The sequence below is a fragment of the Fructilactobacillus sp. X2R1C3 genome, from assembly GCF_059901425.1.
This window is the reverse complement of sequence record NZ_JBWXUW010000003.1, coordinates 179,598-196,425: the sequence shown is the minus strand read 5'-3', so window position 1 is coordinate 196,425 and position 16,828 is coordinate 179,598. Positions and strand designations below refer to the sequence as shown.

Here is a 16,828-nt window from a genome sequence, read left to right as displayed (position 1 = left end):
ATTGGTCTAGTTCATAATGAACTGAAAGGTTAATATTGAACAATTATTAGGAGGTTGGACATGTTAAAAGTTTATAATTCACTTACAAATGAAAAAGAAAAGTTTGAACCAATCACACCTGGTGTGGTTAACATGTATGTCTGTGGTCCAACTGTTTATAACTATATTCACATTGGCAATGCGCGAAGTGTAGTGGCATTTGATACCATTCGTCGTTATCTTGAATATTGTGGTTATAAGGTGAATTATGTGTCTAATTTTACCGATGTTGATGATAAAATGATTAACGAAGCCAAAAAAGAGGGAACCACGGTTTCTAAATTAGCCGATAAATACATTAAGGCTTTTATGGAAGATACGAAATCGTTAAACGTGCAACCTGCGACCGTTAATCCTCGTGCCACGGATAACATTAAGGACATCATTGCCTTTGTTTCTGACTTAATTGAAAAAGGGTATGCTTATAATGTTGACGGGACGGTATACTATCGTGCCCGTAAGTTTAAGTCTTACGGCTTACTAGGACATGAAAACATCGATGATCTTGAAAGTGGTGCAAGTGAGCACGTTTCAAGTGAAGAACTAGCGCAAAAAGAAGACCCGATTGATTTTGCACTTTGGAAAAAAGCTAAACCAGACGAAATTTCCTGGGATTCTCCGTGGGGAAAAGGCCGTCCCGGTTGGCACATCGAGTGCTCGGTGATGTCGACTAAGTACCTTGGTAACACCTTTGATATTCACGGTGGTGGAATTGATTTAGAGTTCCCTCATCATGAAAATGAACGGGCACAAAGCGAAGCCAAAACGGGTCAAAAGTTTGTTAATTACTGGCTTCACAACGGTTTTGTGACCGTCGGTGATGAAGACGAGAAGATGAGTAAATCTAAGGGCAACTTTATTACGGTCCATGATTTACTTAAAAGGGATAATCCTCAGGCACTGCGGTTTTTGATCTCAACCACCCAGTATCGCCGTCCAATTCGTTTCAGCCAGCAGGGAGTTGATGAAGCTGCCACCAATCTGCAAAAAATACAGACGGCTTACGATAATTTGAACTATCGGTTAAAAGACGCTGATCCTTACAACGATCCGAAATTAGACCAAGAGATTCGTCAAATTCAGGCTGATTTTCAGGATGCCATGGATGATGACTTTAACGTTCAAAACGGGATTGCCAAGGTCTACGAATTGGCTAAGCTTGGCAACGTTTATGCGGAACGACCGGTGGTTTTTAAGGATTCGATTAAGTTGCTGATGAAACGGTTAGAACAGTTGTCCGCTATCTTTGGGATTAAACTACAAAGTAGTGAGTTAAATGACGATAAGGTTAAAGACTTAATTAAGCAAAGAAACGATGCGAGAGCTAATAAACAGTTTGCGAGAAGTGATGAAATTCGGGATGAATTAAAAAATAAAGGTATTATTTTAGAAGATACACCACAGGGGACTCGATTCAGAAGGGAAAATTAGTTTAATGAGTGAAGCGGACGATAATATCCAATATCGACAGTTAAATGGTATTGTACTAGCTTATTTAGGTGATGCGGTTTATGAGGTATACGTGAGACGGCACTTGATTGACGAAGGGATCGCTAGGCCAAATCAATTGCAGCATTTTGCTACTAAATATGTGTCAGCCAAGGCTCAGGCCGGATTGATTGCTTTGATGAATCAGGATGCAATCTTAAGTGATGAAGAAGAGTACTTTTTTAAACGGGGACGTAACGCCAAGAGTTATACTCACGCGAAGAATACGAGTGTTGTTACTTATCGGATTTCTACTGGCTTTGAAGCCCTCTTTGGTTTCTTGTCCCTTAGTGGCCAAGATAAAAGACTCGACGAACTGGCGCAGTGGTGCATTGATCAAGTTGATTCTGGGAGGGTTGAGTATGAGAGATAATGAAGATTTTATTATTGGAAGACACCCAGCAGTCTCAGCACTGCGCAATGAAAATCAAGAAATTAACAAGGTGTTTTTACAAAATGGAGTCAGTCAAGAAGATGACACCATTAAAGCGGTTATTCGTTTGGCCAAGGGTCGTCATTTGGTAATTTCTAAGGTGCCAAAGCAAAAGTTAGACTTGATGTCAGACCACCAGAATCATCAAGGGGTCATGTTATCAATTGCTTCCTTTAATTATGCGTCGATTGATGATTTATTTAAAAATGCCGAAGCAAAGGGTGAGCCACCATACTTCATTGTTCTGGATAACATTGCCGATCCTCATAACTTAGGGTCAATTATTAGAACCGCAGATGCTGCCGGCGTTCACGGAGTGATCATTCCCAAGCGTCGGGCTGTTGGATTAACGTCAACGGTAGCGAAAACCTCTGCGGGGGCAATTGAACGTGTTCCGGTCGCTAGAGTAACTAATTTGGTCAGCACCGTTAAGGAATTAAAAGAACGTGGGTTGTGGGTCTTTGGTACTGATATGAAAGGGACTGATTATCGACGCTGGGATGCTAAGGGTCCAAGTGCTCTTATCGTTGGTAGTGAAGGCAAGGGAATCTCTCCCTTACTTAAAAAACAAGTTGATGAAACTCTTACCATTCCAATGGTGGGAGATATTCAAAGTTTAAATGCTTCGGTTGCCGCTGGATTAGTTATGTATCAAGGCTTTAACTCGCGTCATCCTTTATAATTAAATGATTAAACTAAAGAACAATGTCAGCGCATTGTTCTTTTTTTATTGGGCTTGTTTAATATCGTAAATTCGATATTAAAAATTGGTTAGCAAATAATATCACATATCGAACGTTTGTTCGCTTGTTTTAGCTTAACTCGTTTCGGTACGATACTAAGTGTTAATTAATTGATTAAGAGGAGAGCCAACTGATGAATAAAGAAGAGAAACGGGTTAGAGAATTAGAAATGGTTGAGGATGCAAAAAAGAATGACGCTGGTTTCATCAAATTGTTTGAAAAATATGCTCCGATTTATCTAAAGTTGTGGAACGATTTTTACGTATCAGGTATGGAACTCTCAGATTGGAAACAGGAAGCAGCCATTGTGCTTAGCCGAACAATTATTAGGTATGATGCCAGTCGTAAGGTTACCTTTGGCAGTTACTATAAAGTTAATTTAAAAAACCGATTATATGATATTTTAAGAAAAAAGCGGGCTCAAAAGCGCGTCCCCGATTCTAAAAAAGCTTCTCTTAGTGCGTATTTTCAATTTTATTCTGATACCATTGCTGATATTCATGCCGCCTGTCCTGAGCGGGTTCTTTCAATGTATGAGAATTTACAAGTCTTGATGAGAAGAAGTTCGGTAGTTGAAAGAATGGTGATTATTGGTTCACTTGAAAATTATTCGTTTGAAAAAATGTCCCAGGTTTCTGATGTGAATGTGATGAAGTTGAAAAATGCGATCTCCCGTTGTCGACAGAAGTACTATAGATTTAATAAAATTGACTAACGTTGAGATTGATGATACGATTAGTTAGTTATTAAGGGGGTGCAGCTTATGGCACAGAAAAAGGTAGCATTAGCTTGTTCTGTATGTGGTTCAAGAAACTACACCATTTCCAGCAATCCGAATCGCGTCAAACGATTGGAAGTAAAGAAATTTTGTAAGCATTGTGGAAAATATACGTTGCACCGAGAAACTCGTTAAGAGGGGAATTTTACATGAAACGATTATGGAACTTTTTTAAGAGTGTTATTGCAGAGATGAAGGTAGTTGTTTGGCCGAACGCTAAGCAAACGAGAACCGATACTTCAATCGTTATCTGGACCACCATCTTTTTTGCAATCTTTCTTGGTGTGATTGATTGGGCAATTCAAACCATTTTGAAGTTACTAGCCTAAACTAGATTAGTGTGATAATTTCTGTTATAGTTAATTTGATGATAAGAACTTCGTTTACGCGAGGTTTTTTTATTTTGCTTTAAGTTAAAGGAGATAATCATTGTGGTAGAGACTGCAGAAAAGCAATGGTATGTATTACATACATACTCTGGCTATGAAAACAAAGTTAAAATGAATCTTGAATCTAGAAAAGAATCCATGGGAATGGAAGACTATATTTTTGACATCGTTGTTCCAGAAACTGAAGAACACGAGGTTAAAAACGGTAAAGAAAAAGTGGTTATGAACAAGACCTTCCCAGGATATGTGCTGGTTCAAATGGTAATGACTGATAGAGCCTGGTATGTCGTTAGGAATACTCCTGGAGTGACCGGATTTATTGGTTCTCACGGTCAAGGTTCAAAGCCCAATCCATTGTTACCCGAAGAGGTTGAAAACGTTATGTCAACGATTGGAGTAAAGAAGCGAGTTAAACCATTAGATAGCCGGGTTGGTGATACGGTTACCATCGTTGAGGGAGCCTTTAAGGGACTTTCTGGCAAGATTACTGAGATTGACAACACTAAGGGTAAGCTCAAGGTTAATATTGACATGTTTGGTAGAGAGACAAGTACTGAACTGGAATTTGACCAAGTTAAACCCCTAGAAGCTGATTCTCAGTAAAATACTCATTGTCACGTTTCCATAAACGTGGTATATTTATCTAGTATGCGTATTGCATAAATTAACGTGGGAGAAGAAATTTTGATCTTCATTTACCACACACGGACTTAAGGAGGTATGTCTCGTGGCTAAAAAAGTAGCTAATGTAGTTAAACTACAAATACCTGCGGGTAAAGCAACACCCGCTCCTCCAGTTGGACCTGCTTTAGGTCAAGCTGGAATTAATATTATGGGATTCACTAAGGAATTTAATGCACGTACTGCTGATCAAGCAGGGATGCTGATTCCAGTTGTGATTACTGTTTACGAAGATCGTTCATTCGACTTTGTAACCAAGACCCCTCCAGCCGCTGTCCTATTAAAGAAAGCCGCTGGTGTTGAACACGGTTCCGGTGAACCTAATACTAACAAGGTCGCAAAAGTTACCAAAGACCAAGTTAAGCAAATTGCCGAAACTAAAATGCAAGATCTAAACGCAGCTGATGTAGAAGCAGCTATGCGCATGGTTGAAGGTACGGCACGTAGTATGGGATTCACTGTTGAAGGTTAATTTCACTATGCCCGTACAGTACAATGTCGAAAGATAATGTGCTAGTGGGAGGAAATTCCGTTATAACCACAATTGCAAGGAGGATGACACAATGGCTCGTAAGAGAGGTAAGAAGTACGAAGATGCTTCAAAGCAAATTGACAAGAGTAAAAAGTACTCTGCTCAAGATGCTGTAGAATTAGTTCAAAAATTAGACTCAGTCAACTTTGATGACACTATCAGAGTTGTTTACAAATTAAACGTTGATACCAAACAAGCTGACCAACAATTACGTGGTGCCGTAGTTTTACCTAATGGTACTGGTAAGGATCAGACAGTTGTAGTATTTGCAAAGGGCGAAAAAGCCCAAGATGCTAAGAATGCTGGTGCCGATTTTGTCGGTGATGACGACTTAGCTCAAAAGATTCAAGACGGATGGCTCGACTTTGATGTCGCAATCGCTACTCCTGACATGATGGCTCAAGTTGGTCGTTTAGGTCGTGTTCTTGGACCTAAAGGATTAATGCCAAACCCTAAGACTGGAACTGTTACCATGGATGTTTCAAAGGCGGTTTCTGATGCTAAGGCCGGTAAGGTTACTTACAGAACCGACCGTGATGGCAACGTCGCAGTTTCAATTGGTAAAGATTCATTTGATGCAGACAAGTTGGCCGAAAACCTTAACACCATCAACGATGTGATTGTTAAGAATCGTCCAGCATCTGTTCGTGGAACTTACATTAGTAACATTTCAGTTTCATCAACGATGGGACCCGGCGTCTCAGTTGATCCTGAATCATTTTAGTTACTAACTAATTAAATAATCCCTAATTGACTAATTTTTATCGTTATGATAGATTATTAGTTGAATATGATTCGCCTAAGACTCAGGTGGCTTTTGACCTTAATTATACCTGCCGAGGAGTAATACACTCTTTCTCTATGTTTTGGCGAACATAGGGATTTTTTATTAAGTCCCAAAATACATTGGGAGGTGAAATAATATGCCAAAAAAAGAAGTTATTGATACGAAAGCCAAGAAGGTTGATGAAGTTGCTGACCAATTTCAAAAAGCCGTATCAGCCATTGTTGTTGATTACCGTGGTTTAAGTGTTGCTCAAGATACTGATTTGCGTAAACAATTGCGTGATAACGATGTCTCAATGAGTGTTATTAAAAATAAGATTTTGGAACGTGCTGCTGACAAGGCAGACGTTAAGGATTTGAAAGAGACCTTTGTTGGACCTACTGCCATTGCATTTTCTGATGAAGATCCAGTTGCTCCAGCCAAGATTTTGAAGAACTTCGCTGATGATAATCCTGAACTTGAAATCAAGGGTGGAATTATCGAAGGAAAGATCGCTTCACTTGATGAAATCAATGAATTTGCTGCTCTACCAAGCCGTGAAGAATTGCTTTCAACTCTTGCTAACATCTTGAAAGATCCTATCCGTAAGGTTGCTTATGCTGTTAATGCCGTTGTTGATAAAGATGACAATGGTGACGACAGTGATGCAGCTTAATAAAAATAGATTAAATGTCCTAATAGGAGGAAATTAAAATGGCTTTTGATAAAGATAATATTATTGCTCAATTAAAAGAAGCTTCAATCACTGATTTAAACGACTTGGTTAAGTCAATCGAAGATGAATTTGATGTTTCTGCTGCTGCTCCAGTTGCAGCTGCAGGTGCTGCCGGTGGTGAAGGTGCTGCTAAGGATTCATACGACGTTGAACTTACTGAAGCAGGTCAAGAAAAGATCAAGGTTATCAAGGCAGTTAGAGACATCACTGGTCTTGGCTTGAAAGACGCTAAGGACTTAGTTGATGGCGCTCCTAAAGCTGTTAAAGAAGGCGCTTCAGAAGCAGATGCTAACGACATCAAGGACAAGCTTGAAGCCGTTGGTGCTACTGTAACTCTTAAGTAGTCGATGACTAAAAAGAACGTGCAAAAGCACGTTCTTTTTTTTGCCTTAATATTGTTTAAATAAAGTTGTTTTATGTCATAAAAATTGAGAGAATGAAGTTAGCCGATTTTTTGGGGGTTAACAATTGAAAAAAGCATTTAATAAAGTTATGGATTTCTATAACAAATATTCTGCATGGATTAAAGGGATTTTTGTCACCCTGGTCCTTGTGTTTGTTGTTTATGAGGCGACTCACGTGCTTTCTGAGATTAACGGAAAGGAAATGCGAGCGAGCCTTGCGTCACAGTCACCAACGACGTTAATTATTTTAACGATCTTAGGATTTGTGGCTGTATTGCCAATGTTAATATATGATTTTACCATTACGGAGTTTCTGCCTGGCAAGTTTAAACCGTCCTACATTGTCAAGAGTGGATGGATCGTTAACACATTTACCAATATTGCTGGATTCGGTGGCTTTCTTGGTGCCAGTCTGAGGGCGATGTTTTATGGTAAAGACGCTAGTAAGAAACAGGTGTTATACGCCATTTCTAAGATTGCTTTATTCTTACTAGCAGGACTTTCTACCTATTGTTTGGTTTCGTTAGTCTTGATCTTTGGATTTGGCATTGGATCTCAGTATGCCAAGGACTGGATTTGGTTAGTCGGTGGGGGAATTTATTTTCCAGTGATTTTCCTATTTACCAGATTCAGTAATTCTGAGTTTTTTAGTGATTTAACCTTAAAACGGGAGTTTCAATTGATCCTCGGTTCCTGCCTTGAATGGGGCAGCTGTGCCATGTTGTTTTTAATTATTGGATACTTCATGAAACTTAACATTAACCTTTGGGACGTTTTCCCCATTTTTATTGCTGCTAATGTTTTTGGAGTTGTCTCAATGCTTCCGGGTGGTCTTGGGTCCTTTGATACGATGATGATTGGGAGCCTTAGTTTGCTTGGGGTGTCACCGACAATTGCTGCCGTATGGGTGCTGTTGTACCGAATTTTCTACTATTTTCTCCCGTTTTTCGTGGGGGCCTTTCTCTTTTTCCACGAAATGGGAGCCCGAATTAACAATTTTCTTGATGATATTCCGAAAACGATTGTTCACAGGTCGGCTCAGCTGATCATTACGATTTTTATGTACTTTTCGGGAATCATGATGATTTTGTATGCGACTATTCCTAATTTGGCTCTTGTTAATCCACTCTACTTATCACTAGCGCCATACACGCTCTTCTTTTTAGGACAGTTGTCGAACGTGATTATTGGAATCTTATTGATTGGATTAGCACGTGGAGTAGGATCAAGAGTCCACAAAGCTTTCTGGCCAACCGTTATCATTTTGTTGTTTGCCATTGCTAACACCCTGTGGAAAGAGGACTTTCCACTAAAATTAACGTTACTACTAGGATTTATCATTATTTGTTTGTGGTTATCAAGAAAGGGTATGTACCGGCAAAAACTCACGTACTCGTGGGGAAATGCAATTTTTGACGGCATCATTTTCATTGGAACTTTCTTAATGTATTCTATCATCGGAATCTACATGAGTAATCATAACTTGTCTAGTAGACACGCTCCCATCAAAATGATGAATGTGTATCTTTTGCCATCTGAACAAGTCTGGCTAACTGGATTTGTGGGCATTATTATTGCCTTTATTATCCTGTTTATGTTGTACAAGTACTTAACGTACGCTCGCATCCCATGGTTGAATCAACCCTTTGATGAAGTTAGAATTCGCAATGTTATTCGCAAATTTGGTGGAAACGAAGTTAGTCACTTAGTCTTCTTGCGTGATAAAAAGGTTTACTTCTACGCTGAAGATAGTGAAGACGAAGTCATTTTCATGTATAAACAGAAGGCCAATAAGTTAATTGTGATGGGTGAACCAATCGGAAATCAGGATAAATTAGATCCTGCGATTGATCAGTTCATGAGCGATGCTGATAAAGCCGATTTCTCACTGGTATTTTACGAAGTGGGAGAATCACTGACAATGTTGCTTCACGAAAAGGGCTTTGACTTTATTAAGGCTGGAGAAGAGGGTCACGTTGATTTAACGGACTTTTCGCTTACCGGCAAGCGTCATCGAGGTGAACGGGCTTTAATGCATAAGTTCGACCGGGAAGGCTATCGTTTTGAAGTTTTAGACCCACCATTTTCTAAGGAACAGATGGGTGAATTTAAACGAATCTCTGATGAGTGGCTCAATGGACGTGATGAAAAGGGCTTCTCATTAGGTTTCTTTGATCCATACTACTTGAATCAGGCACCAATTGCCGTTATTCGGGACAAAGATGATGCGATTGTAGCTTTTGCTAACATCATGCCGACTGGTGACCGAGTAATGACTTCGGTTGACTTAATGCGTTCGGGAAACGATGCTCCATCTGGAATTATGGATGGAATTTTCATTCATCTATTCAGGTATTCAAAGGACGAGGGTTATAAGTGGTTTAACCTAGGAATGGCACCCCTAGCTAATGTGGGTGAATCCAAATTTAGTTTTATTAACGAAAAAATTGCTCACTTAATTTATCAATATGGTGATGCGTTCTATAGCTTTCAAGGATTGCGGTCTTATAAGCAAAAATACGTCGATAACTGGGTGTCTAAGTACTTCGTATACCGTAAGGATAATTCATTGGTATTCACGATGCTACAGCTCTTATCGGTGGTTAGTGAACGACCGACGATTGAGAATGTTGAAGAAAACATGCCATAAGAAAAGCAGTTTCAGATTAGTTCTGAAACTGCTTTTCTATTAGTCGTATGATTATTTTTGGTTCTTTTTATCACCAATGTTATAGTCAGAATCACTCATTGCTTCAACGTTACCGAGTCGATAGCCGTTACCAACCTGTGAGAAGAAGTCATGGTTGACAGTGGCAGTGGAAATCCCGTTCATAACGATTGGGTTGACGTCTTCTTCGGTGTCTGGAAACATTGGATCTTGCCCGAGGTTCATTAGTGCTTTGTTAGCATTATATCTAATGAAGGTTAAGACGTCTTCAGACCATCCTACTTGGTCATAAAGGAGGTGAGTGTACTTTTCCTCGTTTTGATAAAGATCGTACAGGAAGTTATACATCCAGTCCTTTAAATCATTTTGTTCGTTTTCACCTAATTGGTTAAACTGAACCTGAAATTTATAGCCAATGTACGTTCCGTGAACCGATTCGTCACGAATAATTAATTTAATGATTTCAGCGACGTTTGGAAGTTCGTTATGACCTAGATACCAGATTGGGGTGTAAAATCCGGAGTAAAAAAGAAATGTTTCAAGAAAGACACTTGAAATTTTCTTTTTTAACGGATGACCATCATCATGGTACAACTGATAAATCTTTTTCGTTTTGTTTTGAAGAAATTCTTCGGTATCACTCCAGTGAAAGATTTCATCAATTTCATCGGGCGTGTTTAAAGTTGAAAAGATTGATGAATAACTTTTAGCGTGAACGGATTCCATAAACTGAATGTTATTTAAAACTGCAATCTCATGTTGAGTAACAGCATCTTTTCTAAGAGCAGCCATTCCGTCTTGAGACTGTAAGGTATCGAGTAAAGTTAAGCCACCAAAAACGTGACCAACAATCCATTTATGATCATCGTCAAGTGAACGCCAATCCTTTAAATCGTTTGATAACGGAATTCTGGTATCAAGCCAAAATTGTTCGGTTAATTTTTCCCAGGTGGCCTTATCAATCTCGTCGCCAATGGAATTCCAATTAATGGCCTTGTAGTTTCCCTGTAACTTTCCGGTTAAAACTTTATTAATGTCCATAAATTTCCTCCTAAGGATTAGATTACGCAGCTTTCACACTCATTAGCACCAACTTCGGTGTTATCGTCGGTAAATGTCCGAACATAGTAGAGCGACTTAATTCCCTTTTTGTAGGCGTAATTACGAAGGATCGTTAAATCTCTGGTGGACATTTTATTGCTTCGACCGTCTTTCCATTCGTATAGACCCTCAGGAATGGTTGAACGCATGAAGAGAGTCAGACTCATTCCTTGATCAACATGCTTTTGGGCGGCGGCGTAAACGTCAATCACCTTTCGCATGTCCGTGTCGTAAGCTGATTCGTAGTAAGGAATGGTGTCATTAGAAAGGTATGGAGCGGGATAGTAGATGGTTCCAATCTTGGATTCTTGTCTGGCTTCAATTTTTTGAACAATCGGGTGCAGACTAGCGGTAGCATCACCAATGTAAGCGGTAGAACCGTTTGGAGCAACCGCCATTCGGTTTTGGTGGTACAAACCATATTCCATGACTGACTTCTTTAAAGCTTCCCAGTCTTTTTCGGTTGGAATAAAGATGCCATCAAACAATGACTTGACTTTATCGGAAGCTGGCGCCCAACTCTGATTTACGTATTGATCAAAATAAGAACCGTCAGCGTACTTACTCTTGTCAAAGTTATGAAAGACCTTACCGCGATCCTTGGCCATTTGATTTGAGGCCTTTAAGGTCCAGTAATTTAATAACATGAAGTAGGTACTGGTAAATTCAATGGATTCTTTTGAACCATAATACATGTGATTTTTGGCAAAATAAGAATGAAGACCCATGGCTCCTAAACCAATTGAGTGACTTAACTCATTTCCACGTTTAACTGATGGAACAACGTTAATTGAGGAATGATCGGTCACAAAAGTAAGAGCCTTGACCATGGCTTCAACTGATTTGCCGAAGTCAGGAGAAGCCATCAAATTGACAACGTTCGTTGACCCTAAATTACATGAAACATCGGTTCCAAGTTGTTCATAATTTTGTTCATCATCAACAATGGATGGGGTTTGGACTTGCATAATTTCAGTACACAAGTTACTCATGACGATCTTGCCGTCAACGGGGTTGTCGCGATTGGCGGTGTCAATATTGATAATGTATGGATAGCCGGACTCTTGTTGTAACTTACCGATTTCAGTCTCTAGTTCACGAGCTCTGATCTTCTTTTTGCGGATATCCTTGTTGTTGACCATATTGTCATATTCTTTAGTGATATCGACGTAAGAAAAAGGAACGCCATACTCACGTTCAACGTCGTACGGGCTAAATAAGTACATATCTTCATTGTTTTTGGCTAATTCGTAGAATTTATCTGGGACAACTACACCAAGTGAAAGAGTGTTAACCCGAATTTTTTCGTCGGCATTTTCCTTTTTAACCCCTAAGAACTGGATGATGTCGGGATGAAACACACTTAGATAGACTACTCCAGCACCGTTTCTTTGGCCCAATTGATTAGAATAGGTAAAACTGTCTTCTAGTAATTTCATTACGGGAAGAACGCCACTAGCTGCTCCCTGAATGTGCTTAATGGGGTCGCCAGCCGCTCTGAGGTTAGAAAGGTTGATCCCAACCCCACCACCAATTTTGGATAATTGAAGGGCAGAATTAATGGTGCGACCTATGGTATTCATGTTATCGGTGGTTTGAAGTAGAAAACACGAAATCAACTCACCCCTGCGTTTCTTTCCAGCGTTTAAAAAAGTTGGGGTAGCAGGTTGAAAGCGTTGATGAATTAATTCATCAGCAAGATCCATGGCAAGCTTTTGATCGCCATTAGCAAGAAATAGGGCGTTCATTGCGGTTCTGTCTATGTAGCTTTCTAAGTACATGGAATTGTCATCAGTTTTCATAGCGTATTGGGCATAGAATTTGTATGCAGCCATGAATGATTTGAAGTGAAAATCTTGTTTTTCCAAATACTTGTATAATTTTTCGATGAATGAAAAAGGATATTTATTTACAAAATCCTCTTCAATGTAATTATGCTTAATTAAATAATCAAAACGATCTTTTAGAGAATCAAACTTAACGGTATTTGGATTAACGTTTTCTTTGAAAAAGGCTTTTAAAGCCTCCTGATCTTTTTCCAATTGAATTCTGCCATCGACAGGGATATTAATTTCATTATTTAATTCGTAATACGTAACATCGTGCAAATCTTTTAAAGACATATTGGATTACTCTCCCTTAATCGTGTCATACGAAATATCTGAAACGTTGGTTTTGTACTATACTATAAATATGAAAAATTTAACCAACTAATTTCTTTAATTGGTCAGGTTGAAACCCACTAAATGCTTCAAGGGCTTGACTCTCAACAACTGGAACAGCTTGAAATCCCTCACCCTTTAGGTAGTCGACGTATTCCGGATTTTCGGATGTGTTTTTTTCAACGAAGTCAACGTTGTGTTCGCTAAGAAAACGTTTTGTCATCTTGCATTGGATACAATTGTTCTTGGTAAATACAGTAATTTTTTTCATTTTGTTTCATCTCCTTGATATCTTTCACTTGATGAGTTTACTCTCAAAAAGTGAAATTTTCAACAGAAAAAACACCATATATAGTGAAATTAATAAGAATTAGACGCTATATATAGTGTTTATGGTTTAAATATTATTTTTTAGGATGTGATTAATTTTGAACGACTTTTATTATACCGCAAATCCCGATGTTAAACATGAGGAAAAACATTGGAACTTTTCTTTACTTAAAACCACGCTGAGTTTTGTGACAGACAACGGTGTGTTTTCTAAAAATACCGTGGATTATGGTTCCAGGGTTTTGATTAATAATGTGGATGTTAATGAAATGCCTGAGGGAGCAATCTTAGACATGGGATGTGGTTACGGCCCGATTGGTCTATTTTTGGCCAAGACAAATCCAGAACGGCATTTTACTATGGTAGACGTCAATAATTTAGCATTAAAACTGGCTAAACAGAATGCAGATCTCAATCAGATTGATAACGTAGATATCTTTGCTTCTGATGGGTACCAGAATATTTCCCAAAAGTATGCGGGCATTATAACTAATCCGCCCGTTCGTGCTGGAAAAAAAGTTGTCGATGAAATGATTACGGGTTCTTATGACCACCTGGTTAATGATGGGACATTGACGGTGGTTTTACAAAAGAAGCAGGGAGCACCCTCGGCTAAAAAATTAATGAATAAGGTTTTTGGTAACGTACAAATCGTTAAACGAGATAAGGGATATTACATTTTAAAGAGTAGAAAGGAAGTCGTAAATGAATGAAAATGATGCGTATTTTATGGAACAAGCTTTAAATGAAGCTAACCATGCTTACGTCATTGGTGAAGTACCGATTGGAGCAGTAATCGTTAAGGACGGTCAAATTGTTGGAAAAGGACATAATCTGCGTGAGCACACGGAGATTGGAACCGAGCATGCTGAAATCATTGCGATTGAAGAAGCGTGTATCAATTTAAAGAGTTGGCGTTTAAATGATTGTGAGATGTACGTGACGGTTGAGCCTTGTTTAATGTGTGCTGGTGCGATTATTAATACCAGGATTAAAAGATTAGTATATGGAGTAAAAAATGAAAAAGCTGGAGCCGTTGAAAGTCTTTACCACACCCTAAATGATTCAAGACAAAACCATCAGGTTCAAGTGACAAGTGGATTGAAAGCCACCCAATCTGGTAGTATGATGAAGAAATTCTTTAAAGATAAACGCAAATCACGGTAATAGTCCTAGACATTTGTGGATTTTTCGGTTATGATAATTAGTGCCGTAAGGCCCTGAAGCAAGGGCAGACTTACGAACCGTGTCAGGTCCGGAAGGAAGCAGCACTAAGTATCTTTTGCCTTGTGCTTCTCGTTTTTAGAAATTAAACTCCTAGTCGTTTGACTGGGAGATTTTTTTTGGACAAAATGTCGTTTAAAGTTATTAGCATTTCATCAATTTTCAAGATATAATAATGAATGGTACCAATTTTTGGCGAAAGGAAGCATTTCATGAGTTATCAAGCATTGTATCGGACCTGGCGTCCACAAAGATTTGATGAAATTGTTGGGCAGCCGGTCATTACGCAGACTTTAAAAAACGCATTGATAACTAACCAGATTAGTCATGCGTATTTATTTACGGGTCCCCGTGGAACGGGAAAAACTTCCGCCGCTAAAATTTTGGCCAAGGCGGTTAACTGTCCTAATTTAAAGGATGGCGAGCCCTGTAATGAGTGTGCAACGTGTCTAGCAATTAATAAGGGTGCGTTTAATGATGTCATTGAAATTGATGCTGCTTCTAATAATGGGGTCGAAGAGATCAGAAATATTCGCGATAAGGCGAAGTATTCCCCAACGGAAGGTAAATATAAAGTTTATATCATTGATGAAGTGCATATGTTGTCAACGGGGGCTTTTAATGCCTTGCTTAAAACGCTAGAAGAGCCGCCAGAACACGTCATTTTCATATTGGCTACCACTGAACCCCAAAAGATTCCTGCTACCATCATTTCGCGAACACAACGTTTTGATTTCAAACGAATCAAAGCTAGTGATATCCTGCAACGAATGGAATACATCCTTTCAAAAAAGGGCATTGAGTACGATGACAAAGCGCTAAAGGTAATCGCTAAAAGTGCTGAAGGTGGGATGCGTGATGCACTTAGTATCCTTGACCAAGCCCTTTCCTACAGTAATGATAAGGTGACATATGAAAGTGCCCTGTCAGTCACTGGCAGTGTCACCAGGGATCGAATTCAGTTTTACTTTGAGGCTGTTTTTAATTCAGATGTTTCGACGGGTTTAAAAATGGTTCAAGAAATTCTTGATGACGGCAAAGACGCTAATCAGTTTATTGAGGACTTAATTGATTATTGTCAGAACATTTTGTTATATCATCAGGATCCAGAAATGGTCCAAAAGAGCGAACTTGGACTTTTAGGCGACAATTTTAAGACGATTGCTGATAAAGTGGATAGTAATTTAATTTATCATTACGTTGAAATTATGAGTGACGTTCAAAATCAGATGCGTTATTCGTCTCATCCCGATGTTTATTTGGATATTTTAACCGTTAAACTGGCAAATCAAAAAGAAAATGACCCAGATAACGAATCAAAAAACGATGATAAGGATACGAAAGTTTTAAAAAAGCAACTGTCTGAACTGCAAAATCAAGTTAGTGAGTTAAAGTCGGAACTGGGAAATGCTTCGACTATAAAACAGTCGACTAATGAGGATAAGCAACCCAAGTCCACTAAATCTAAGCCAACTGCTGAGTCTAGTCATCATGATTCGACTAAACAGGTCCGAGTTAATTTGACGAAGGTTTACGATATCCTAGGAAAAGCTACTAGAAAAGATCTGACTACTTATCAGGATATCTGGCAGGAATTACTTCAGTCGTTGTCGGTCACGCAACGAGCCGTGATGCATGTCTCAAACCCAGTTGCTGCGAGTGATAAAGGGGTCGTCGTCGCCTTTGATTATGGTTTTTTGTATCAGAAGGCTGGAACCGATGGTGATTTGATGGATGCACTTCAAAATGGTCTTGATCGTATTTTAGGATTTGTTCCAATGGTTGTGTTTGTACCAAATGATGAATGGCCACAACTTAGAAGTGACTACCTTAAAAATCACCGGTCTCATAATGAAGAGAATCGGTCAAACTCAAAGTCAGAAAAAGCGACTTCTAATACGAACGAAGCTTACGAAAAACAAGAACAAACTGAGACGACCAAAGATAAAGATAACAATGATTCGGTTAATACTGCCAAGCAGATGTTTGGTGATGATATAATTGATGTTAAAGATGATTAATTAAAAGGAGAATAATTATGAACGGAATGAACATGGGAAAGATGATGCAAAAAGCTCGTAAGATGCAACAACAAATGCAAAATGAACAAGAAGAAATCGAGAAGAGTGAGTTCACTGGAAAAGCTCCAGAAGACATGGTGACCGTTACCTTTACTGGTGACCGCAAGATGAAGGACATGAACGTCAAACCAGAGGCCATTGATCCAGACGATCCAGACATGCTCTCAGATCTAGTAATTAGTGCGGTTAATGATGCACTTTCACAGATTGAAAAGACCACTCAAGATAAGATGGGGAAGTATACCAAGGGAATGAATATTCCAGGTATGTAGA

19 protein-coding genes, 1 other RNA gene and 1 other annotated feature are annotated in these 16,828 nt (G+C 39.0%); of the genes, 17 read left to right on the top strand and 3 right to left on the bottom strand.

Going from position 1 to position 16,828, the window contains the following annotated elements:
- Nucleotides 1-60 precede the first annotated feature (60 nt).
- The 12 genes from cysS (at nt 61) to mprF (ending at nt 9,639) form a co-directional block, all read left to right on the top strand.
- Nucleotides 61-1,470: a cysteine--tRNA ligase gene (cysS, locus tag AC6UDD_RS04965; RefSeq protein ID WP_500719243.1), complete on the top strand. Its 1,410-nt coding sequence runs from the start codon at nt 61-63 to the stop codon at nt 1,468-1,470.
- A gap of 4 nt (nt 1,471-1,474) precedes the next feature.
- A complete protein-coding gene (locus tag AC6UDD_RS04960; RefSeq protein WP_500694481.1) occupies nt 1,475-1,900 on the top strand; it encodes a Mini-ribonuclease 3 in 426 nt (141 codons plus the stop codon).
- Entirely contained in the window at nt 1,890-2,642 is a 753-nt protein-coding gene (gene rlmB, locus AC6UDD_RS04955; RefSeq protein WP_500719240.1) for a 23S rRNA (guanosine(2251)-2'-O)-methyltransferase RlmB, read from the top strand. Before AC6UDD_RS04960 ends, rlmB begins: the two co-directional genes overlap by 11 nt.
- A 194-nt stretch (nt 2,643-2,836) precedes the next feature.
- A complete protein-coding gene (locus AC6UDD_RS04950; protein WP_500719237.1) occupies nt 2,837-3,418 on the top strand; it encodes a sigma-70 family RNA polymerase sigma factor in 582 nt (193 codons plus the stop codon).
- A 48-nt stretch (nt 3,419-3,466) separates the two neighbouring features.
- Complete coding sequence (rpmG, locus tag AC6UDD_RS04945) at nt 3,467-3,616, top strand: 50S ribosomal protein L33 (protein ID WP_500694478.1); 150 nt, start codon at nt 3,467-3,469, stop codon at nt 3,614-3,616.
- A 14-nt stretch (nt 3,617-3,630) separates the two neighbouring features.
- Nucleotides 3,631-3,810, top strand: a complete 180-nt coding sequence (gene secE, locus AC6UDD_RS04940; protein ID WP_500694477.1) for a preprotein translocase subunit SecE — start codon at nt 3,631-3,633, stop codon at nt 3,808-3,810.
- A gap of 102 nt (nt 3,811-3,912) precedes the next feature.
- Nucleotides 3,913-4,473 (top strand): transcription termination/antitermination protein NusG, encoded by a 561-nt coding sequence (gene nusG, locus AC6UDD_RS04935; RefSeq protein ID WP_500694476.1) that lies wholly within the window; start codon nt 3,913-3,915, stop codon nt 4,471-4,473.
- Between the two features lie 124 nt (nt 4,474-4,597).
- Nucleotides 4,598-5,023 carry a 50S ribosomal protein L11 gene (gene rplK, locus AC6UDD_RS04930; RefSeq protein WP_010021774.1) on the top strand — a complete coding sequence of 142 codons (426 nt, stop codon included), beginning with the start codon at nt 4,598-4,600 and terminating at the stop codon, nt 5,021-5,023.
- A 91-nt stretch (nt 5,024-5,114) separates the two neighbouring features.
- A complete protein-coding gene (gene rplA / locus AC6UDD_RS04925; RefSeq protein WP_500694475.1) occupies nt 5,115-5,807 on the top strand; it encodes a 50S ribosomal protein L1 in 693 nt (230 codons plus the stop codon).
- Nucleotides 5,808-5,863: 56 nt separating this feature from the next.
- Nucleotides 5,864-5,980, top strand: a sequence feature (ribosomal protein L10 leader region).
- Between the two features lie 26 nt (nt 5,981-6,006).
- Nucleotides 6,007-6,525, top strand: coding sequence for a 50S ribosomal protein L10 (rplJ, locus tag AC6UDD_RS04920; protein ID WP_500719234.1), 519 nt, complete (start codon nt 6,007-6,009; stop codon nt 6,523-6,525).
- Nucleotides 6,526-6,563: 38 nt separating this feature from the next.
- On the top strand, nt 6,564-6,929 hold the full coding sequence (rplL, locus tag AC6UDD_RS04915; protein ID WP_500719232.1) for a 50S ribosomal protein L7/L12: 366 nt from the start codon (nt 6,564-6,566) through the stop codon (nt 6,927-6,929).
- A 124-nt stretch (nt 6,930-7,053) separates the two neighbouring features.
- Nucleotides 7,054-9,639, top strand: a complete 2,586-nt coding sequence (gene mprF, locus AC6UDD_RS04910; RefSeq protein WP_500719229.1) for a bifunctional lysylphosphatidylglycerol flippase/synthetase MprF — start codon at nt 7,054-7,056, stop codon at nt 9,637-9,639.
- A gap of 51 nt (nt 9,640-9,690) precedes the next feature.
- Here the strand turns inward: mprF and nrdF are convergent, their stop codons facing one another.
- The 3 genes from nrdF to nrdH all read right to left on the bottom strand — a co-directional run bounded on the left by nrdF (nt 9,691) and on the right by nrdH (nt 13,191).
- Entirely contained in the window at nt 9,691-10,698 is a 1,008-nt protein-coding gene (gene nrdF, locus AC6UDD_RS04905; RefSeq protein WP_500719227.1) for a class 1b ribonucleoside-diphosphate reductase subunit beta, read from the bottom strand.
- Nucleotides 10,699-10,715: 17 nt separating this feature from the next.
- A complete protein-coding gene (gene nrdE, locus AC6UDD_RS04900) occupies nt 10,716-12,881 on the bottom strand; it encodes a class 1b ribonucleoside-diphosphate reductase subunit alpha (protein ID WP_500719225.1) in 2,166 nt (721 codons plus the stop codon).
- A gap of 79 nt (nt 12,882-12,960) precedes the next feature.
- The gene (nrdH, locus tag AC6UDD_RS04895; RefSeq protein ID WP_500699868.1) at nt 12,961-13,191 is read right to left on the bottom strand and encodes a glutaredoxin-like protein NrdH; all 231 of its coding nucleotides are present in this window, start codon (nt 13,189-13,191) and stop codon (nt 12,961-12,963) included.
- 157 nt (nt 13,192-13,348) lie between these two features.
- On the opposite strand from nrdH, the gene AC6UDD_RS04890 reads away from it, so the two are divergent.
- From AC6UDD_RS04890 to AC6UDD_RS04870, 5 genes are all read left to right on the top strand, one after another.
- Entirely contained in the window at nt 13,349-13,963 is a 615-nt protein-coding gene (locus AC6UDD_RS04890) for a class I SAM-dependent methyltransferase (protein ID WP_500719222.1), read from the top strand.
- Nucleotides 13,956-14,417 (top strand): tRNA adenosine(34) deaminase TadA, encoded by a 462-nt coding sequence (gene tadA, locus AC6UDD_RS04885; RefSeq protein ID WP_500719219.1) that lies wholly within the window; start codon nt 13,956-13,958, stop codon nt 14,415-14,417. The genes AC6UDD_RS04890 and tadA overlap by 8 nt, the downstream gene beginning before the upstream one ends.
- A 50-nt stretch (nt 14,418-14,467) precedes the next feature.
- Nucleotides 14,468-14,554: signal recognition particle sRNA small type (gene ffs, locus AC6UDD_RS04880), an RNA gene on the top strand.
- A gap of 132 nt (nt 14,555-14,686) precedes the next feature.
- A complete protein-coding gene (gene dnaX, locus AC6UDD_RS04875; RefSeq protein ID WP_500719216.1) occupies nt 14,687-16,495 on the top strand; it encodes a DNA polymerase III subunit gamma/tau in 1,809 nt (602 codons plus the stop codon).
- A 14-nt stretch (nt 16,496-16,509) separates the two neighbouring features.
- Nucleotides 16,510-16,827, top strand: coding sequence for a YbaB/EbfC family nucleoid-associated protein (locus tag AC6UDD_RS04870; protein WP_500696169.1), 318 nt, complete (start codon nt 16,510-16,512; stop codon nt 16,825-16,827).
- Nucleotide 16,828: the final 1 nt, after the last annotated feature.

Coding starts and splice junctions, on each gene's coding strand:
- rplL (WP_500719232.1), top strand. CDS start 6,564: ATGGCTTTTGATAAAGATAATATTATTGCTCAATTAAAAGAAGCTTCA.
- AC6UDD_RS04950 (WP_500719237.1), top strand. CDS start 2,837: ATGAATAAAGAAGAGAAACGGGTTAGAGAATTAGAAATGGTTGAGGAT.
- nrdF (WP_500719227.1), bottom strand. CDS start 10,698: ATGGACATTAATAAAGTTTTAACCGGAAAGTTACAGGGAAACTACAAG.
- dnaX (WP_500719216.1), top strand. CDS start 14,687: ATGAGTTATCAAGCATTGTATCGGACCTGGCGTCCACAAAGATTTGAT.
- rplJ (WP_500719234.1), top strand. CDS start 6,007: ATGCCAAAAAAAGAAGTTATTGATACGAAAGCCAAGAAGGTTGATGAA.
- secE (WP_500694477.1), top strand. CDS start 3,631: ATGAAACGATTATGGAACTTTTTTAAGAGTGTTATTGCAGAGATGAAG.
- nrdE (WP_500719225.1), bottom strand. CDS start 12,881: ATGTCTTTAAAAGATTTGCACGATGTTACGTATTACGAATTAAATAAT.
- AC6UDD_RS04960 (WP_500694481.1), top strand. CDS start 1,475: ATGAGTGAAGCGGACGATAATATCCAATATCGACAGTTAAATGGTATT.
- rpmG (WP_500694478.1), top strand. CDS start 3,467: ATGGCACAGAAAAAGGTAGCATTAGCTTGTTCTGTATGTGGTTCAAGA.
- nrdH (WP_500699868.1), bottom strand. CDS start 13,191: ATGAAAAAAATTACTGTATTTACCAAGAACAATTGTATCCAATGCAAG.
- tadA (WP_500719219.1), top strand. CDS start 13,956: ATGAATGAAAATGATGCGTATTTTATGGAACAAGCTTTAAATGAAGCT.
- rplA (WP_500694475.1), top strand. CDS start 5,115: ATGGCTCGTAAGAGAGGTAAGAAGTACGAAGATGCTTCAAAGCAAATT.
- rlmB (WP_500719240.1), top strand. CDS start 1,890: ATGAGAGATAATGAAGATTTTATTATTGGAAGACACCCAGCAGTCTCA.
- cysS (WP_500719243.1), top strand. CDS start 61: ATGTTAAAAGTTTATAATTCACTTACAAATGAAAAAGAAAAGTTTGAA.